Genomic DNA, 18,308 nt, shown 5'->3' on the forward strand with positions numbered 1-18,308 from the left:
TGGACACGATGTGTTATTTTCATCTGCCGCTACAGTCTGACATCCTGTTGCCTACGATCGTTAACAAACAGTTCGCGGTACTGTGTTAATGACATGTCGCCTACCGCATTTAACTGGCATAAGAATGCGATTAACTACCAAACTCTCTGCAATTATTACCCTGCTGTGTTCACTGGCAATGCTGTTAATGTTGGTCGGCTGTGTGCTGAGCTTCTTTTATCTTAGCAACCAGCGGGCAGAGTATCGGGTTCAGCTTATGGCTGATGAAGTTGATAGCGCATTATTTACCCAGTCTCCCCAAGAGATCGCCTCCTGGCTGCGTCCGGTCATGAGTCCGTTGCGAATAGAACGCATAGAGCTTATTAAAGACAACAGGCCGCTGTTTGAGGTGATACGCCATCAGAGGCCGCTGTTGGAGGATGAGCCTAACCGCTATCGCCAAACCGTACTGTTGCTGGCGCAACATGGGGATATGGTTATCCGTATCCAGTGGGTCGACTCTACGCTCACCTGGTTTACGTCATTAATTGGTGCCTCAAGCCTGTCGGCGATTATCGCCGTGGTGGTGATTATGATGCTGCTGCTGTTGCAGGCGCATCGCTGGCTTTACCGGCAGTTACAGGGAATGGAACGCCTGGAAGCGCGCGCCGGGGCGGTGATTAAAGGAGACAGGGCCAATGTGAGATCCGGGTCGGTTCATGAATGGCCGCCGCTGGCCAGCAGCGCCATCGATCTGCTGTTGTCCGATCTTAAAGAAGCGGGCGAACAGCACAACCGTATCGATACGCTGATACGCACTTTTGCCGCACAGGATGCGCGTACCGGCCTCAATAATCGTCTGTTTTTCGATAATCAACTGACCACATTGCTGGAAGATCCCGAAGCGGTGGGGACGCACGGCATGGTGATGATGATCCGTCTACCCGATTTTGACACCCTGCGCGAGCGCTGGGGGCATGTCGAGGTACAGGAATATCTTTTTGCTCTGGCCAATATGCTGTCAACGTTCGTTTTGCGTTATCCCGGCGCATTACTGGCGCGTTATTTCCGCAGTGACTTTGCCGTTTTGCTGCCGCACCGTAGCGTAAAAGATGCGGACGGGATCGCCTCACAGCTGATTAAAGCGGTCGACAGCCTGCCGTCGACACGTATGGTGGATCGCGACGATATGATCCATATTGGTATCAGCGGCTGGCACAGCGGGCAGAGCACGCAACAGGTGATGGATAACGCCGAGCTGGCGACGCGCCATGCCATGTTACAGGGCGGTAACAGCTGGTCAGTCGGCGAAGGTGGGCAGCAGGATCTGGCACGTGGTAGCGTCAAGTGGCGCACCCTGCTGGAGAATACCGTCAATCATGGCGGCCCGCGACTGTACCAGAAGCCCGCCGTAAACAGGCTGGGCCAGGTGCATCACCGCGAAATCATGCCACGTATTTTTGACGGTGAGAAAGAGCTGTTGTCGGCCGAGTATCTGCCCATGTTGCAACAGCTGGGCCTGGCTGAACGCTACGACCGCCTGCTGGTGAAGCGCATCGTGACGCTGACGGAATGGTGGCCTGAAGAGACCCTGACAATTCCTCTGACTCTCGACTCACTGTTGCAACGCCCGTTCATGCGCTGGCTGCGCGATACCCTGCTGCAATGCCCCCGATCGCAAAGAAAACGTATTTTATTTGAACTTGCGGAAGCAGATGTATGTCAACACATTAATCGTCTGGAGCCTGTCTTCCGCTTGCTTTATGGTTTTGGTTGCCGTGTTGCGGTTAATCAGGCGGGTTTGAAGGTGGTGAGCACCGCTTACATCAAACAGTTCCAGATTCGGCTGATTAAACTGCATCCGGGACTGGTGCGTAATATCGACAGACGCACCGAAAATCAGCTGTTTGTACAAAGTCTTCTTGAGAGTTGTAAGCAAACCGCCGCCCACGTTTTTGCGGCAGGTGTACATTCCAGAGAAGAGTGGCAAACGTTGGTAGAGCTGGGCGTTACCGGGGGGCAGGGGGACTTTTTCGCCACTTCCCAACTGGTTAACACCAGCGTAAAAAAATATTCGCAAAGATATCGAGTTTAGTCTCACGCTCACCGGGTTTTCACGTAGAATACCTACGCGGTCGTGGTTGAGAGCGGCGTTATCGCCGACCGAGGCAGAACTAAAAATGTTAATTTTTATGTATGTTATGTCCGTTTATCCGTCTTGAAACCAAGGCTGAATGCCGTAATGACGGCCTCAGTTGCGCCAAATGGCGTACAGGTTGTGTTCTCGGCACGAAATAGCATGATTTTTCACCGGAGCGGGACATTTTTGCGCCTTGTCGCTGCTCCGCGTGGTTGGTAGAGTAAGCGGATTTTATTTTTCGCCCCCAGCTTGCAGGATTATCCTTTAGTATGTTTAAAAAATTCCGTGGCATGTTTTCCAACGACTTGTCCATCGACCTGGGTACTGCCAATACCCTGATTTACGTGAAAGGGCAGGGTATCGTGCTTAACGAGCCCTCCGTTGTTGCTATCCGTCAGGATCGCGCCGGTTCCCCCAAAAGCGTAGCGGCAGTCGGTCATGATGCAAAGCAGATGCTGGGGCGTACCCCTGGCAATATCGCCGCTATTCGCCCGATGAAAGATGGCGTGATTGCCGATTTCTTCGTCACCGAAAAGATGTTGCAGCACTTTATCAAACAGGTGCACAGCAACAGCTTTATGCGTCCCAGCCCGCGCGTGCTGGTCTGCGTGCCGGTCGGTGCCACTCAGGTAGAACGCCGCGCCATCCGTGAGTCCGCTCAGGGCGCGGGTGCGCGTGAGGTGTTCCTCATTGAAGAGCCAATGGCGGCGGCTATCGGTGCAGGTTTGCCGGTTTCTGAAGCAACCGGTTCTATGGTGGTTGATATCGGTGGGGGCACTACTGAAGTGGCGGTGATCTCGCTGAACGGCGTGGTTTACTCTTCTTCCGTGCGTATCGGCGGTGACCGCTTCGACGAAGCGATTATTAATTATGTTCGCCGTAATTATGGCTCTTTGATTGGTGAAGCCACCGCTGAACGCATCAAGCACGGCATTGGTTCCGCCTATCCGGGCGACGAAGTGCGTGAGATTGAAGTGCGCGGTCGTAACCTTGCCGAAGGGGTTCCGCGTGGATTCACCCTGAACTCCAACGAGATCCTGGAAGCCCTACAGGAGCCGCTAACCGGTATCGTGAGTGCGGTGATGGTTGCGCTGGAGCAATGTCCTCCTGAACTGGCCTCTGATATCTCCGAGCGTGGCATGGTTCTGACCGGCGGCGGCGCGCTATTGCGCAACCTTGATCGCCTGCTGATGGAAGAGACCGGCATTCCCGTAGTGGTTGCAGAAGATCCGCTGACCTGTGTGGCACGCGGTGGCGGCAAAGCGTTGGAGATGATCGACATGCACGGCGGCGATTTGTTCAGCGAAGAATAATTTGCCTGAAGGAGCGATGGGCCGCTGCCCGCGCTCCTTTTTCATGTTGTCGAGGAATACGCCGAGTTTATGAAGCCGATGTTCAGCAGGAAATCTTCCCTGCAATTACGCTTATTTTTAGCGATTATAGTGGCAATAGGCGTGATTATTGCCGACAGTCGTATGGGAGCATTCTCCCGGATCCGCACCTACATGGACACGGCCGTTAGTCCATTCTATTTCTTGGCCAACGGCCCCCGCCAGATTTTGGACAATGTTTCTGAAACATTGGCCTCGCGCCAGCAACTCGAGCTGGAAAACAAAGCGTTACAACGTGAACTGATGCTGAAAAACAGCGAATTGCTGATGCTGGGACAGTTCAGGCAGGAAAATGCGCGCCTCAGAGAACTGCTGGGTTCACCGTTGCGTCAGGACGAGCATAAAATGGTGACGCAAGTGATCTCCACCGGCACCGATCCTTACACCGATCAGGTGGTGATCGACAAAGGTAGCATCAGTGGCGTTTATGAAGGACAGCCAGTGATCAGCGATAAAGGTGTCGTCGGTCAGGTGGTTGCGGTGGGCAAAATGACCAGCCGCGTACTGCTGATTTGCGATGCGTCGCACGCGCTGCCTATCCAGGTACTGCGTAATGATATCCGCGTGATAGCCGCTGGAAATAGCTGTACCGAAGATCTACAGCTTGAGCATTTACCGGGCAACACCGATATTCGCGTTGGCGATGTGCTGGTGACATCCGGTCTCGGTGGACGTTTCCCTGAAGGTTATCCCGTTGCGGTCGTCTCGTCCGTCAAACTGGATACCCAGCGCGCTTATACGGTGATTAAGGCCCGTCCAACAGCGGGTCTGCAACGTTTGCGCTATCTTCTGCTGCTGTGGGGGGCCGATCGCAACGGCACCATGCCAATGGCCCCGGATGAAGTGCATCGCGTCGCCAATGAACGCCTGATGCAGATGATGCCGCAGGTGCTGCCACAAACCAGCGACATGGCCGGTCCTCCGACTCCGCCGGCATCAGCCATCTCACCCGCAGGCAGCGTGGCCCCATCGCCAGCGGTGCAGGGAGCTCAGCCTTGAGCAACTACCGCAGCCACGGCCGTTGGGTGATATGGCTCTCTTTCCTCGTCGCGTTAATACTACAAATCATGCCGTGGCCGGATCAGCTGCTGTACTTCCGGCCCTCGTGGTTATTATTGATCATCATTTACTGGGTATTGGCGCTGCCACATCGAGTGAATGTCGGGACCGGATTTGTGATGGGATCCATCATGGATCTCATCTCCGGTTCAACTCTCGGCGTGCGTGCGCTGGCTTTGAGTATTGTCGCTTACCTGGTCGCCTTTAAATTTCAGCTATTCCGCAATCTGGCACTCTGGCAGCAGGCACTGATGGTGATCGTGCTGTCGCTGGCGGTGGACGTCATTGTCTTCTGGTCAGAGTTTTTGGTGGTGAATGTCTCTTTCCGCCCGGAAATCTTCTGGAGTAGCGTTATCGACGGTGTGCTCTGGCCGTGGCTATTCTTACTGATGAGAAAAATTCGCCGCCAGTTTGCCGTACAATAAAGGACTCATATGCTATCCCTGTATCTGGCCTCCGCTTCTCCGCGCCGCCGCGAGTTGCTGACTCAACTGGGCCTGTCATTCGAACGCCTGACTTTGGATGTTGCAGAGCAACAGGGTGAAGGTGAAACGGCAGAACACTATGTTAAACGCCTGGCACGGGACAAAGCGCAGGCTGGCGTGGCCGTTGCCCCGTGCGATTTACCGGTGCTTGGCGCTGATACGATTGTCGTACTCAATAACGACGTGCTGGAAAAACCTGCTGATGCCACCGCTGCCGCTGCCATGCTGGCAAAACTCTCCGGACAGACCCATCATGTTATGACGGCGGTGGCGCTGGCCGATCGTCAACAGACGCTTGATTGCCTGGTGGTGACCGAGGTGACATTCCGCCTGCTCACACCGGAAGATATCTCCCAATATATCGCCAGCGGAGAGCCGATGGATAAAGCGGGCAGCTACGGTATTCAGGGGCTGGGCGGTAATTTTGTCAGAAAAATTAACGGAAGTTATCACGCGGTGGTCGGGCTGCCCTTAGTGGAAACGGCGGAACTGTGGCGTCATTTTCAGGCGTTACGTGAAGTGAGAGGTTGAAATGACAGCTGAACTACTGGTCAATATTACTCCGTCGGAAACGCGGGTTGCCTATATAGACGGTGGCATCCTGCAGGAAATCCATATTGAGCGCGAAGCGCGTCGCGGTATTGTCGGCAACATTTACAAAGGGCGCGTCAGCCGTGTTTTACCCGGCATGCAGGCGGCATTTGTTGATATCGGCCTGGAAAAAGCGGCCTTCCTGCACGCCTCCGATATTATGCCGCATACCGAGTGCGTGGCCGGTGACGAGAAGAAAAACTTTATCGTGCGTGATATCTCCGAGCTGGTGCGCCAGGGGCAGGATTTAATGGTACAGGTGGTGAAAGATCCACTGGGTACCAAAGGAGCACGTCTCACCACCGATATTACCTTACCGTCGCGCTATCTGGTCTTTATGCCGGGCGCTTCACATGTTGGCGTGTCGCAGCGTATTGAGAGTGAAGCCGAACGCAATCGCCTGAAAGCCGTGGTTGCAGCTTACTGTGATGAGCTGGGCGGCTACATTATTCGCACTGCCGCCGAAGGCGTCGGTGAGGACGAGCTGGCTTCCGACGCTGCGTTCCTGAAGCGTCTGTGGACCAAAGTCATTGAGCGTAAAAAGCGCAATAAGACACGTTGCCGCCTGTATGGTGAGGTGGCTTTGTCGCAACGCATCCTGCGTGATTTTGCCGGTGCCGCGCTGGATCGCATTCGTATCGATTCCCGGCTAAGCTTCGAGCATCTGCTGGAATTTACCAGTGAATACATTCCCGAAATGACGGCGAAGCTGGAGCTGTACACCGGCAAGCAGCCGATATTTGACCTGTTCGATGTCGAAAACGAAATTCAGCGCTCGCTCGATCGTAAAGTTGAGCTGAAGTCCGGTGGATACCTGATTATCGATCAGACGGAAGCGATGACCACTGTCGACATTAATACCGGGGCGTTTGTCGGACATCGTAATCTGGAAGAGACTATCTTCAATACGAATATTGAAGCGACACAGGCGATTGCCCGCCAGCTACGCCTGCGTAATCTGGGGGGCATTATCATTATCGACTTTATCGATATGAATAATGAAGACCATCGCCGTCGCGTGCTGCACTCGCTTGAACAGGCGTTGAGTAAAGACCGGGTGAAAACCGGTGTTAACGGTTTCTCTCAACTGGGGCTGGTTGAGATGACGCGTAAGCGTACGCGCGAAAGTATTGAGCATGTGCTGTGCCAGGATTGCCCGGTATGCAAAGGGCGTGGCACGTTGAAAACCGTTGAGACGGTGTGCTACGAAATTTTGCGAGAGATAGTGCGTGTACATCATGCCTATGAGTCTGACCGTTTCCTGGTCTACGCCTCGCCGTCCGTGGGAGAGGCGCTGAAAAGTGACGAATCACATGCTCTGGCGGAGGTGGAAATCTTTGTCGGCAAACAGGTTAAAGTCCAGGTTGAACCGCTCTATACTCAGGAGCAATTTGACGTGGTGATGATGTAAATCTGTCGCCGGTTATCTAAGAAGATGATTGGTCGTGCGTGCATTTTCGCAGAAAACAAGGAGAGGTGAGTGAGGCAACTGCCGAGGATTTTGTTACTGACCTGTGCAACATTAGTGGTTGTTACCGCGCTAGTGGTCAGTGGCCTGCGTCTGCTGATGCCGCACATGAACAGCTGGCGTACGCCGATCCTTGAGTATGTCTCTGCGGCTACGGGCATGAAGGTGCAGGCCAGCGCTTTACAGGGCAGTTGGGAAAACTTTGGCCCGCGCCTTGAGATTGCCGATATTGAGGCTGCTCTCCCTGATGGCGGGGCGTTGAAGATCCAGCGCGTTACGCTGGCCCTGGATATCTGGCAGTCATTACTTCATCTGCGTTGGCAATTCCGCGATCTCACCTTCTGGCATTTACGCCTCTCCACCAATACGGCTCTGTCATTTGGCGACAACCGCAAGTCAGATGTCACTACCGAACGCCTGAACGATCTGTTCCTACGTCAATTTGACCATTTTGACCTGCGTGATAGTGAAATCAGCTTTTTGACGCCTGCGGATCAGCGGGCCACATTGGCTATCCCACAACTGACCTGGATGAATGAAAAGGCTCGCCATCGTGCCGAAGGGCTGGTCAGTCTCTCCAGCATTACCGGGCAGCATGGCGTTGTACAGGTGCGGCTTGATTTGCGTGACAGCAATGGCTATCTCGACACCGGACGCGTATGGATGCAGGCCGATGAGGTAGACGTCAAACCCTGGCTTGGGCAGTGGATGCGCGATAATACTCGCCTGGAAAGTGCTCGTTTTAGCCTTGCTGCCTGGATGGAGGTGAAAAACGGTGACGTTTATGCCGGGGATATCTGGCTGAAAAAGGGCGGCGCTCACTGGCAGGGCGATGCGCAGCCACATCACCTTAGCGTTGATAATCTCACGGCCCATATCAGCCGTTTTAAAGGTGGCTGGGATCTGAAGGTGCCACAGACCCGTTTTATGCTGGACGATCGGCCCTGGCCCCACGGGCAGCTTTCATTGCTGTGGCTGCCAGAGAATAACCAGTTACCCGGGACGGAGGCGCAACCGGAACTCCGGGTACGCGCCAGCGATCTCGATCTTCAACACGTTGAACCGCTGATCCCGCTGTTTGCCAGGCTATCACCAGAGCTGCTGGAGAACTGGCGTGCCTTACAGCCGCGCGGCCAGCTTAGCGCGCTGGCGGTGGATATTCCGCTGCAACAGCCGGAGTTGACGCGCTTTCAGGCCAAATGGCACGATTTAAGCTGGCGGCAGTGGCGGCTGCTGCCCGGCATGGAAAACCTGGATGGCACGCTGGCGGGTGGCGTAGCCGACGGGCGCATCACTTTTGATCTTCATAAGGCGTCGCTGCCTTACGGAGATATGTTCCGTGCGCCGCTCGAGATCAAACAGGCCAGTGGCGCACTGCGCTGGCAGTATGGGCAGGATGGACTGACGCTCTCCGGTCAGCAGCTGGATGTCCAGGCGCGCTCTCTGTGGGCGCGCGGTGATTTCCGCTATCAGCAGCAGAAGGATCGGGCACCCCATCTTACTATTCTGGCCGGTATTAATCTGACTCACGCCGGTGACGCCTGGCGCTACTTCCCTGAACCCCTGATGGGCAAATCCCTCACCAACTATCTGAGTGGGGCGATTAAAGGGGGCGAGGTGAAGAACGCCACGCTGCTCTTCGCCGGCAACCCCCAGCAGTTCCCGTTTACCCATCACGAAGGGATGTTCGAGGTGGCGGTGCCGTTGCGTAAGGCGAACTTTGAGTTTGAGCCGGGCTGGCCAGCGCTGGAGAACCTGGATATTGACCTCGACTTTGCCAACAACGGGCTGTGGATGCAGGCACCGGACGTGAAGCTGGGGGAGGTTAACGGGCGCAATATATCGGCAGTCATCCCGGATTATCTTCAGCAGAAGCTGATTATTGAGGGTGACATCAAGGGCACAGGCCCGCAGATCCGCAATTATTTTAATCACTCTCCGCTGAAGTCATCGCTGGGGGCTGCGCTTGATGAGCTACAGATTGGCGGAGATGTAAGTGGTCGCTTACATCTCGATATACCGCTGGATGGACAGGACGTTCGGGCTACGGGCGATGTCAATTTGCAGCAAAACTCCCTGTGGATTAAGCCGCTGGATACGCGCTTTGAGCAGCTCACCGGGCATTTTGCTTATGATAACGGCAATCTGAAAAGCGAGGCGATGAGCGCCCGCTGGTTCGGACAGCCGCTCGGCGTCCGCTTTACTACTCAGGAAGGCGATAGAGATTACCGCATTGGTGTGGATCTCAATGCAGACTGGCAGCCGGGTAAGATGAAGCCCTTACCGCCCGCCGTACGTCAGCAGTTGAGCGGTAAGCTGCCGTGGCAGGGCAAGGTACAGATTGCCTTGCCGCACCAGGGCGGAGCCAACTATCAGGTCGATATCGACGGCAACCTGAACGATGTAAGTAGTCACTTACCGTCTCCTCTTGACAAGGCCCCAGGCAATGCGCTGCCGGTAAAACTGGCCGCCAAGGGTGATCTAAAGAGTTTTGAGCTGAGCGGTGCGCTTGGCGACAGCCAGCGTTTTAACAGTCGCTGGCTGCTGGGCAATCAGCTACGGGTTGAACGCGGCATCTGGGAAAATAATACGCAGCACATCCCTGCGCTACCGGACAGCGGCGGTATGCGTTTAACCCTGCCGCCGCTGGATGGCGAAGCCTGGCTGGGTCTGCTGGGAGCCGGAACGGGCGCTAATGCTAAAACGGGTAGCACGCTGCTTCCGGGTGATATTCACCTGCATACCCCGGCCTTGTCGCTGGCGGGACAGCAGTGGCGGGATCTTACCGCCACCATCAGTCAGGGGGCGGCTGGTGAGACGAAGGTGAATGCCACCGGCAAGGATATCAAAGGTTCGCTGGCTATCAGCCAGGGCGCTCCGTGGGCGGTTAACCTGAAATATCTCTACTATAATCTGCAGTGGGACGGTAAAGAGAGTGCATCACCTCTGCCCGGCCACGACAGCACGGTGAACTTCAGCAGCTGGCCAGCGCTACGTCTTAACTGCGATGAGTGCTGGCTGCGTGGACAAAATTTTGGTCGTATACGGGCTGAACTGACCCCGTCTGGCGACACGCTGAAATTGCAAAACGGGCTGATAGACAGCGGTAATGCCCGGTTAACGGCCAACGGCGAATGGGTAAACCGGGCCGGGGAGCAGCGCACGTCGCTAAAAGGCGTGCTGAGTGGCCAGAAATTCGATCGGGCCACCAACTGGTTTGGCGTCACTTCGCCGCTGCGCGATGCGCCGTTTAAGTTTGAATACGATCTGCACTGGCGCTCTACGCCGTGGCAGCCATCCATTGAGACATTGAGCGGCGTGCTGAAGTCCCATCTTGGTGCGGGTCAGATTGCTGATGTTTCCACCGGTCGGGCCGGACAGCTGTTGCGGCTGTTCAGCTTTGATGCCCTGCTACGCAAGCTGCGCCTCGACTTCAGCGACACCTTCAGTCAGGGTTTCTACTTTGATGCGATTAATGCCACGGCCTGGATTGAGAATGGCGTGATGCATACCGATAATCTTCTGGTGGACGGCCTGGAGGGGGATATCGCGATGAACGGCGATATCGACCTGGTACAGCGTCAAATGAATATGCAGGCCACGGTGGCTCCGGAAATTTCGGCTTCGGTGGGCGTTGCCACGGCATTCGTGGTTAACCCGGTGATTGGTGCGGCCGTGTTCGCCGCCAGCAAGGTGCTTGGACCATTGTGGAATAAGATTTCCGTCCTGCGCTACCATATCAGCGGGCCCATCGACAAACCGCAAATTGATGAAGTGCTGCGTGAATCGCGTAAGGCCAGCGGGAAGTGAATTTGACGTAGCTGGGGAATTGCCTCAGGCTATCCCTATTGCCATTAATCCAAACCCAGTTAAGTGATCAAGCCAGCAGCAATGACGGGCTTATCCATATAAAGCGAGAGTTCATGAGTCTGAATCTGGTAAGTGAGCAGTTACTAACTGCGAACAATGTGAGTCAAAGCGACCTCTTTTCCATTCTTGGCCAGCTGTCTGAACGCAAGCTGGATTATGCCGACCTCTATTTCCAGTCCAGCTTTCATGAATCATGGGTGCTGGAAGACAGGATCATTAAAGATGGTTCTTACAATATTGACCAGGGCGTGGGGGTTCGTGCCATCAGTGGCGAAAAGACCGGTTTCGCTTATGCCGATCAGATTACGCTAAATGCGCTGCACCAGAGCGCAACGGCGGCACGCAGTATCGTACGTGATCAGGGCAACGGTCAGTCCCGTACCCTGGGAGCCGTTGCTCATCGTGCACTCTATCCGGCACTGGACCCGTTACAAAGTCTGACGCGTGAAGAGAAAATTGCGCTACTGCATCGTGTCGACAGCGCCGCACGCGCCGCCGATAAGCGCGTGCAGGAGGTTTCTGCCAGCCTGACCGGCGTGTATGAGCAGGTGCTGGTTGCCGCCACAGACGGTACGCTGGCGGCCGATGTGCGCCCTTTGGTACGCCTTTCAGTGAGTGTTCAGGTAGAAGAAAACGGCAAGCGTGAGCGCGGCTCCAGCGGCGGCGGCGGGCGCTTTGGCTATGAGTTCTTCCTCGCCAATGAAGCGGGTGAAGTGCGGGCCGAGGCCTGGGCGCGTGAAGCGGTGCGCATGGCGCTGGTCAATCTGGATGCGGTAGCGGCTCCGGCAGGTACTATCCCGGTGGTGCTGGGCGCAGGCTGGCCGGGCGTATTGCTGCACGAAGCGGTTGGACACGGTCTGGAGGGCGACTTTAATCGTCGCGGCACCTCGATGTTCAGTGGCCAGATGGGCCAACTAGTGGCTTCTGAACTCTGTACCGTGGTGGATGACGGCACTATTGATGGTCTGCGGGGTTCGCTTGCCATCGACGATGAGGGCGTGCCTGGTCAGTATAACGTGCTGATCGAAAACGGTATTTTGAAAGGCTATATGCAGGATAAACTCAATGCGCGGCTGATGGGCGTTGCGCCAACCGGCAACGGTCGCCGCGAGTCTTATGCGCATCTGCCGATGCCGCGTATGACCAACACCTACATGCTGGCGGGCCAGTCCACGCCGCAGGAGATTATCGAAAGCGTCGAATACGGCCTGTATGCACCTAACTTTGGTGGTGGTCAGGTGGATATTACCTCCGGTAAATTTGTCTTCTCTACTTCAGAAGCCTATCTGATCGAAAATGGCAAAGTCACCAAGCCGGTAAAAGGTGCAACGCTAATCGGTTCGGGTATCGAGGCGATGCAGCAAATTTCGATGGTGGGCAACGACCTTGCGCTGGATAAAGGCGTTGGCGTGTGTGGCAAAGAGGGACAGAGCCTGCCCGTCGGCGTTGGTCAGCCTACCCTGAAGCTCGACAAACTGACCGTGGGCGGTACGGCCTAACGATCCAGTGATGCCCCTGCTGCGGGCGTGCGGTCATGGGCGGATGGAAAAAGTGCCTGCCCTGGCCGTTCTGCGTATTTCTCCCCCTGCTAACCCTTGCGAAATTCTCGCCAGATGTCCGCCACTCTGTCGACATAGTCGGTCAGCTAGTTGATACACAACCTGGACGCTCAGCGGCATCTGCTGTGCCGCTGCGGTGAATGCGCCCAGCTTAACCACTTTGGTAAAAACGGACATCCCCTTGCGTCTTTGCACTATTAACCCTGACTTAAAAGTGATTTAGATCACATTTAGTAGATAACTTATAGTCAACCGCGTTACTATAGTGGAGATGAGTTACCGCCAAGTTGTCCCACTGCGGTTATAGGCGGGTTGCGGTTAAGCTATCATTAAAAAGCCGCGCTCCCGATCGATGTCTGAATCACTTTCCGTCGATCGATTATCGTTATCAGCAGGCGTACTACCCTGAAACGGGAGGAGAGCGAGTGACGATAGTGAGATGGCCCGGTAGCGTATTTACAAGGATAAAAGATGAGTGTACTTCCGGTTGTTGTCGTCTTTGGGCTGTCATTCCCCCCCATTTTTATTGAAATTATTGTGTCACTGATGCTGTTCTGGCTGATACGGCGTGTGATTACGCCAACCGGTCTTTATGACTTGGTTTGGCATCCGGCCCTGTTCAATACTGCGCTTTACTGCTGTTTGTTCTACGTTGTATCCCGATTGTTCGTCTGAGGTCATAGTGAAAACGCTAACAAGAAAAATTTCTCGTACTGCCATTACTTTGCTGCTGGTGATTATCGCTATCGTGTTGATCTTCCGCGTCTGGGTTTTTTACACCGAATCCCCGTGGACGCGTGATGCTAAGTTTACCGCCGATGTGGTGGCGATTGCTCCCGATGTCAGCGGGCTGGTTTCCGAAGTGCGCGTGCGTGACAACCAGTTGGTGCAAAAAGATCAGGTGCTGTTTACCATCGATCGACCGCGTTATCAGAGAGCGCTGGATCAGGCACAGGCCGATGTGGCTTATTACCAGGCGGTAATGGGTGAGAAACGGCGTGAGGCGGCACGCCGCAATCAGCTGGGGGTTTCCGCCATGTCGCGCGAGGCCATCGAGCAGGCGAATAATGATTACCAAACCACGGAACACCAGCTGGCAAAAGCGGTTGCGTCACGCGATCTGGCACAGCTGGATCTGGATCGCACCGTGGTCAAAGCACCATCAGCAGGTTGGATTACCAATCTGAATGTCTATACCGGCGAATTTATTACCCGGGGATCGACGTCGGTGGCGCTGGTAAAACAGAACTCATTCTACGTGCTCGCCTATCTTGAAGAGACCAAGCTGGAAGGCATTCGTCCCGGCTATCGCGTCGAGATTACCCCGCTGGGCAGCAATCATGTGCTGCGCGGTTCCGTTGACAGTATTGCTGCTGGCGTAACCAACAGCAGCAGCACCGTTGACGGTAAAGGTATGGCGACCATTGATTCGAATCTGGAATGGGTACGTCTGGCGCAACGTGTGCCGGTTCGCATTCATCTTGACACCCAGCCGGGTAATCTCTATCCGTCGGGAACCACCGCAACCGTGGTAGTGACGGGGGCTAAGGACCGCCAGGATAACGATATGCCGCCGCTGATGAAGCTGATGCATCGTCTGCGCGAGTTTGGTTGAGGCGGGGGGATCATGCCGTTTTATCGTCTGCGCTTTCCGATCAAACTGACCTTCGCTATTCTGCTGGCACTGTTTGTCGGCTTTGAATTCAACCTGGAAACGCCGCGCTGGGCGGTGATGACCGCCGCGATTGTGGCGGGCGGCACGGCGTTTGCTGCCGGGGGCGATCCGTTCTCCGGCGCGCTGCGCCACCGTGGGATGTTGCGAATAATCGGCACCTTTATCGGCTGTATTGCCGCACTGGCGATCATGATTGCCACCATTCGTGCACCGGTGGTAATGCTGCTGCTGTGCTGCATCTGGGCTGGGGTCTGCGTATGGGTTTCTTCGCTGATCAAAGTTGAAAACGCTTATGCTCTCGGACTGGCTGGCTATACCGCATTGATTATTGTGGTCAGCCTGAACGCCAGTGGTTCACTGCTGCTGGCACCGCAGTTTGCCGTGGAACGCTGTAGTGAAATCATCATCGGGATTGTTTCTGCGATCCTCGCCGATATGCTGTTTTCACCGCGATCGATTAAGTTGGATATCGATCGCGAAATTGATTCGCTGCTGGTGGAGCAGTACCGTCTGATGCAGCTGTGTGTGGCACATGCCGATAAAGAAGAGGTCGATAAATGTTGGGCCGGGCTGGTGCGACGTACTAACGCTCTCAACGGAATGCGTACTCACCTAATGATGGAAGCCGGGCGCTGGCATAAAATCGATCCACGCCTGCGGGTGCTTCATACCCTGTCACTGACGCTTATCACCCAGGCCTGTGAAACTTTCCTGATCCAAAATAATCACTCTGATTTTGTCCCCCCCCAGTTCCAGCTGTTCTTTGAAAAGCCGGTCAAAAACGTTGCCGATATTCACAAACGCATGAAAATCATGCGCCGGGTTATCTCCGTCAGCGGCAGCAGAAACACCCCGAACACCATCAGCAGTTGGGTGGTCGCGGCCAGCCGTTACCTGCTGTTGATGAGGGGTATCCATAATAACAGCCGTATCAGTCGCCTGGAGGAAGAGGTGCTGAACGCCGATCCGGTGGTGAAGATGCGACCGGCGGAAACACGACATGCGTTGGTGAACGGCGTGCGTACCTTTGTCGCCACCGCCGTGGGGTCGCTGTTCTGGCTGTGGACCGGATGGACGTCGGGCAGTGGGGCGATGGTGATGCTGGCCGTTATTACGTCATTGGCTATGCGTATGCCTAACCCGCTCATGGTCGCTAAAGATTTTCTGTATGGCATGATCGTCGCTATACCGCTAGGTTCGCTCTACTACATGGTGATCATGCCGAATACCCAGCAAAGTATGCTGTTGTTATGTATTGCCCTGGGGGCGATGGCATTTATCAGCGGGATACTGATCCAGCGGCGTCAAATCGGTACGCTAGGCGCGCTGGTTGGCACCATCAATATCCTGACGCTGGATAATCCGATGAAGTTTGAGGTCAGCACGTTTCTGGATAATGCCCTTGGCCAGGCGATTGGCTGTTTTGTCGCGCTGCTGGTCATTCTGCTGATCCGCGACACCTCTAAGGCACGCGTTGGGCGCACCTTGCTCAATCGCTTTATGTATGCCGCCGTGTCGGCGATGACCACCAATACCGTGCGGCGTAAAGAGAATCACCTGCCTGCGCTCTATCAACAGCTGTTTATGCTGATGAACAGCTTCCCTGGCGATATTGATAAGTACCGGTTGGCGCTAACGTTGATCATCGCACACCAGCGGCTGCGCGCCGCAGATGTGCCGATCAATGCCGACCTGTCTGCCTTTCACCAGCAGCTGCGCCACACTGCCGATCGGGTTATCTCTGCCAGTAGCGATGAGAAGAGACGTGACTATTTTGCGCGTTTACTTACCGAGTTCGATGTCTATCAGCAGAAGCTGCAACAGTACCAGGCTGCGCAAAGCGTGACTGAACCCGTTGCGCGTCTGGCGATAGTGTTAAAGAAATATCAGCAAACGCTGATCCGGGTTTGAGTGTGTCTGCGGCAGGCCATAATGCCTGTAGTACGACCTGGTGCTGCCATGCATGTCTACCGTCTGGTTTTCACTTCCTGGTGGCTCTGGAGTCTGGACAAAAAAAAGCCCCGGCGAACGGGGCTAAAGGGATTTTCTGTCAGGTTTATAGGAAGAGCTGAACGAGCAGTGGCATCAGGATAGCGGCGCTGATGCCCAGATTGACGCAGATTATTTATAAAGCTCGGCTGTGGCGTGGTAGTTACCATCGATACGCGCTTCAATAATTCGATACGCCGATGCGCCCTGCTCATCGGCTTTTTGCGACAGCTGATGACGGATATCTGAGGGTGCTCCGTGAAGGCCACTCACACTCACGCTGCCAACCGGCTGCAAATTCTGACTGTTAACCTGTTCGTTAGTGACCAGGTTCGCCGCATTGGCGGCAAACGAAAGCACGGAAGCAAGCGTTAAGGTCGCAATAGTTAATGTTGTTTTCATGGTGATAGCTCCAGAATAGTGGTTATGCGGTAATCGAAAGGGTTGAAAAACGTTTTTTATTCTTGGGATTACCGTACGGATTAATACGTTGGTTAAATTGACAGCTTCAATTATTGATAAAGCTCGGCCGTGGCGTGCCAGTTACCGTTTTGATAGTTTTCGATCACGCGGTAGGCATTTGCCCCTTTCTCGCGGGCTTTATCATTCAGCGCCTCGCGGATATCCATCGGCGATCCTGCAACGCCACTCACGCTGACGATACCCATTGAATGAAGATCTTTTGCCTGATCGGCGTTGACCAATTGAGCGGCAAAAGCGCCGAATGACAGTGTAGAAAGCACGCCTAAGGCAGCAATAGTGGTTTTGATATTCATCCTGTTTCCCTCGTTAACCGGTGTTAACTTTTAAATGGTTTGATTTACATCACGGAAAGAATTATAGATCTAATAACGTAAAAAATTAATAGCCTGCTAATAATATTAATGCGCGTTTAAGGCATTGGATTAGCGCTTTTAATAACTTTTTGTCATAAAAAACGATGAAATATTGTTCATTTACGGGAAATTTTTTTCTAAAACAGAGCGATGGGTGAATTTATCTATTTGTGCTCTTATTTGCGGTAGATCACATTGTTACGCGGAGAGTTTGCAGATTTCAGATAAAACATCTTCCATTACAGGCAGTGAGATGTGCTGCTATTCACGATCATACCGACATAAAGAAATCAGGGTCGATGCTCGGTTGACCCTGTTTAAAGCGATGAAAGAATGGAAAATGCCTGATGCAGACGGCGCCAGGATCTCTCCTTTGTCCAGTCGCACTAATGAGGGAAGCGGCGCTACGATCTCTTCTGCCAGTAGAATGGCAGAAGTTAAAGTTCCTGTTCGAACAGCACCAGGATCGCGTCATGCAGTTGCTTAACGGTGAATGAACGTGCCGGAGTAATAAAAATGGTGTCATCCCCGGCGATGGTGCCGAGTATGCCTTCCGCTTTGCCGAGTGAGTCCAGCAGGCGAGCAATCAACTGTGCTGCACCCGGGCTGGTGTGGATCACCACCAGTGCGTCATTAAAGTCGATGTCTAACACCAGGTTCTTCAGCGGGCTGGTGGTGGTGGGAACACCGAGTTCAGCAGGTAAGCAATAAACCATTTCCATTTTCGCGTTGCGCGTGCGCACCGCGCCGAATTTTGTCAGCATACGTGACACTTTCGACTGATTGATATTTTCGAAACCTTCTTCCTGTAGGGCGTTGACAATTTCGCCCTGTGAGCTGAATTTCTCTTCTTTCAGCAAGGCCTTGAATGCCTTAATCAGGTCTTCTTGTTTTGATGAATTACGCATAGGTTACCGATAAAAGGGGTTATTAAGGGATACCCGCAGCGGGATATTACATTATTATGCAATTAAATGAATTTTTATTCAAATGTCAAATGATGCGTTGACTCGTTAACTCACCGCAAGGTGGCGGAGTCTAACAAATTTTGGCGAGAAAAAGAATTTACTGACTATGTCGTTCCGCGCACAAAAAGTGAACAAGTTGTTATAATATGAAAGTTGTTCCGGTTAGTGTTAAGGGTGTAATGTATCGCCAAATCACGGTAATACCCTGAATATCTGTAGTTGTCGCTCTGTTTGCCGCCGGTGTTCATCCCCGGTAACCTGGCGTTAACAAAGCCCGGTGATCCTCGCATTCGTTGCT

The 18,308-nt window shown here is 53.9% G+C and carries 14 protein-coding genes; 11 read left to right on the forward strand and 3 right to left on the reverse strand.

Going from position 1 to position 18,308, the window contains the following annotated elements; all coding sequences use genetic code 11:
• Nucleotides 1–124 precede the first annotated feature (124 nt).
• From csrD to aaeB, 11 genes are all read left to right on the forward strand, one after another.
• Complete coding sequence (gene csrD / locus EPIR_RS01430) at nucleotides 125–2,074, forward strand: RNase E specificity factor CsrD (protein WP_048696663.1); 1,950 nt, start codon at nucleotides 125–127, stop codon at nucleotides 2,072–2,074.
• Between the two features lie 314 nt (nucleotides 2,075–2,388).
• The gene (mreB, locus tag EPIR_RS01435) at nucleotides 2,389–3,432 is read left to right on the forward strand and encodes a rod shape-determining protein MreB (protein ID WP_004155044.1); all 1,044 of its coding nucleotides are present in this window, start codon (nucleotides 2,389–2,391) and stop codon (nucleotides 3,430–3,432) included.
• Nucleotides 3,433–3,501: 69 nt separating this feature from the next.
• Complete coding sequence (mreC, locus tag EPIR_RS01440) at nucleotides 3,502–4,509, forward strand: rod shape-determining protein MreC (RefSeq protein WP_023653502.1); 1,008 nt, start codon at nucleotides 3,502–3,504, stop codon at nucleotides 4,507–4,509.
• Nucleotides 4,506–4,994, forward strand: coding sequence for a rod shape-determining protein MreD (gene mreD / locus EPIR_RS01445; protein ID WP_023653503.1), 489 nt, complete (start codon nucleotides 4,506–4,508; stop codon nucleotides 4,992–4,994). Before mreC ends, mreD begins: the two co-directional genes overlap by 4 nt.
• 9 nt (nucleotides 4,995–5,003) lie before the next feature.
• Nucleotides 5,004–5,585, forward strand: coding sequence for a Maf family protein (locus EPIR_RS01450; protein WP_023653504.1), 582 nt, complete (start codon nucleotides 5,004–5,006; stop codon nucleotides 5,583–5,585).
• Between the two features lies 1 nt (nucleotide 5,586).
• Nucleotides 5,587–7,056, forward strand: a complete 1,470-nt coding sequence (gene rng / locus EPIR_RS01455) for a ribonuclease G (RefSeq protein ID WP_023653505.1) — start codon at nucleotides 5,587–5,589, stop codon at nucleotides 7,054–7,056.
• Between the two features lie 69 nt (nucleotides 7,057–7,125).
• Nucleotides 7,126–10,923, forward strand: a complete 3,798-nt coding sequence (gene yhdP, locus EPIR_RS01460; RefSeq protein ID WP_023653506.1) for an AsmA2 domain-containing protein YhdP — start codon at nucleotides 7,126–7,128, stop codon at nucleotides 10,921–10,923.
• A 113-nt stretch (nucleotides 10,924–11,036) separates the two neighbouring features.
• Nucleotides 11,037–12,482 (forward strand): metalloprotease TldD, encoded by a 1,446-nt coding sequence (tldD, locus tag EPIR_RS01465; RefSeq protein ID WP_023653507.1) that lies wholly within the window; start codon nucleotides 11,037–11,039, stop codon nucleotides 12,480–12,482.
• 531 nt (nucleotides 12,483–13,013) lie between these two features.
• Nucleotides 13,014–13,217, forward strand: a complete 204-nt coding sequence (gene aaeX / locus EPIR_RS01470) for a p-hydroxybenzoic acid efflux pump operon protein AaeX (RefSeq protein ID WP_023653508.1) — start codon at nucleotides 13,014–13,016, stop codon at nucleotides 13,215–13,217.
• Nucleotides 13,218–13,224: 7 nt separating this feature from the next.
• Nucleotides 13,225–14,157: a p-hydroxybenzoic acid efflux pump subunit AaeA gene (gene aaeA / locus EPIR_RS01475; RefSeq protein WP_023653509.1), complete on the forward strand. Its 933-nt coding sequence runs from the start codon at nucleotides 13,225–13,227 to the stop codon at nucleotides 14,155–14,157.
• Nucleotides 14,158–14,169: 12 nt separating this feature from the next.
• Nucleotides 14,170–16,128 (forward strand): p-hydroxybenzoic acid efflux pump subunit AaeB, encoded by a 1,959-nt coding sequence (gene aaeB / locus EPIR_RS01480; RefSeq protein WP_023653510.1) that lies wholly within the window; start codon nucleotides 14,170–14,172, stop codon nucleotides 16,126–16,128.
• 210 nt (nucleotides 16,129–16,338) lie between these two features.
• On the opposite strand, the gene yhcN (EPIR_RS01485) is transcribed toward aaeB, so the two are convergent.
• From yhcN (EPIR_RS01485) to argR, 3 genes are all read right to left on the reverse strand, one after another.
• Nucleotides 16,339–16,608, reverse strand: coding sequence for a peroxide/acid stress response protein YhcN (yhcN, locus tag EPIR_RS01485; protein WP_023653511.1), 270 nt, complete (start codon nucleotides 16,606–16,608; stop codon nucleotides 16,339–16,341).
• Between the two features lie 110 nt (nucleotides 16,609–16,718).
• A complete protein-coding gene (yhcN, locus tag EPIR_RS01490; protein WP_023653512.1) occupies nucleotides 16,719–16,982 on the reverse strand; it encodes a peroxide/acid stress response protein YhcN in 264 nt (87 codons plus the stop codon).
• Between the two features lie 497 nt (nucleotides 16,983–17,479).
• Nucleotides 17,480–17,950 (reverse strand): transcriptional regulator ArgR, encoded by a 471-nt coding sequence (argR, locus tag EPIR_RS01495; protein WP_012440061.1) that lies wholly within the window; start codon nucleotides 17,948–17,950, stop codon nucleotides 17,480–17,482.
• Nucleotides 17,951–18,308: the final 358 nt, after the last annotated feature.

Origin of the sequence: Erwinia piriflorinigrans CFBP 5888 (assembly GCF_001050515.1) — a bacterium.
Lineage (GTDB): Bacteria > Pseudomonadota > Gammaproteobacteria > Enterobacterales > Enterobacteriaceae > Erwinia > Erwinia piriflorinigrans.

Bases quoted from the DNA above. Each gene is read 5' to 3' on its own strand.
- yhcN (WP_023653511.1), bottom strand. From the start codon at position 16,608: ATGAAAACAACATTAACTATTGCGACCTTAACGCTTGCTTCCGTGCTT.
- aaeB (WP_023653510.1), top strand. From the start codon at position 14,170: ATGCCGTTTTATCGTCTGCGCTTTCCGATCAAACTGACCTTCGCTATT.
- mreB (WP_004155044.1), top strand. From the start codon at position 2,389: ATGTTTAAAAAATTCCGTGGCATGTTTTCCAACGACTTGTCCATCGAC.
- argR (WP_012440061.1), bottom strand. From the start codon at position 17,950: ATGCGTAATTCATCAAAACAAGAAGACCTGATTAAGGCATTCAAGGCC.
- EPIR_RS01450 (WP_023653504.1), top strand. From the start codon at position 5,004: ATGCTATCCCTGTATCTGGCCTCCGCTTCTCCGCGCCGCCGCGAGTTG.
- rng (WP_023653505.1), top strand. From the start codon at position 5,587: ATGACAGCTGAACTACTGGTCAATATTACTCCGTCGGAAACGCGGGTT.
- aaeX (WP_023653508.1), top strand. From the start codon at position 13,014: ATGAGTGTACTTCCGGTTGTTGTCGTCTTTGGGCTGTCATTCCCCCCC.
- tldD (WP_023653507.1), top strand. From the start codon at position 11,037: ATGAGTCTGAATCTGGTAAGTGAGCAGTTACTAACTGCGAACAATGTG.
- csrD (WP_048696663.1), top strand. From the start codon at position 125: ATGCGATTAACTACCAAACTCTCTGCAATTATTACCCTGCTGTGTTCA.
- yhcN (WP_023653512.1), bottom strand. From the start codon at position 16,982: ATGAATATCAAAACCACTATTGCTGCCTTAGGCGTGCTTTCTACACTG.
- mreC (WP_023653502.1), top strand. From the start codon at position 3,502: ATGAAGCCGATGTTCAGCAGGAAATCTTCCCTGCAATTACGCTTATTT.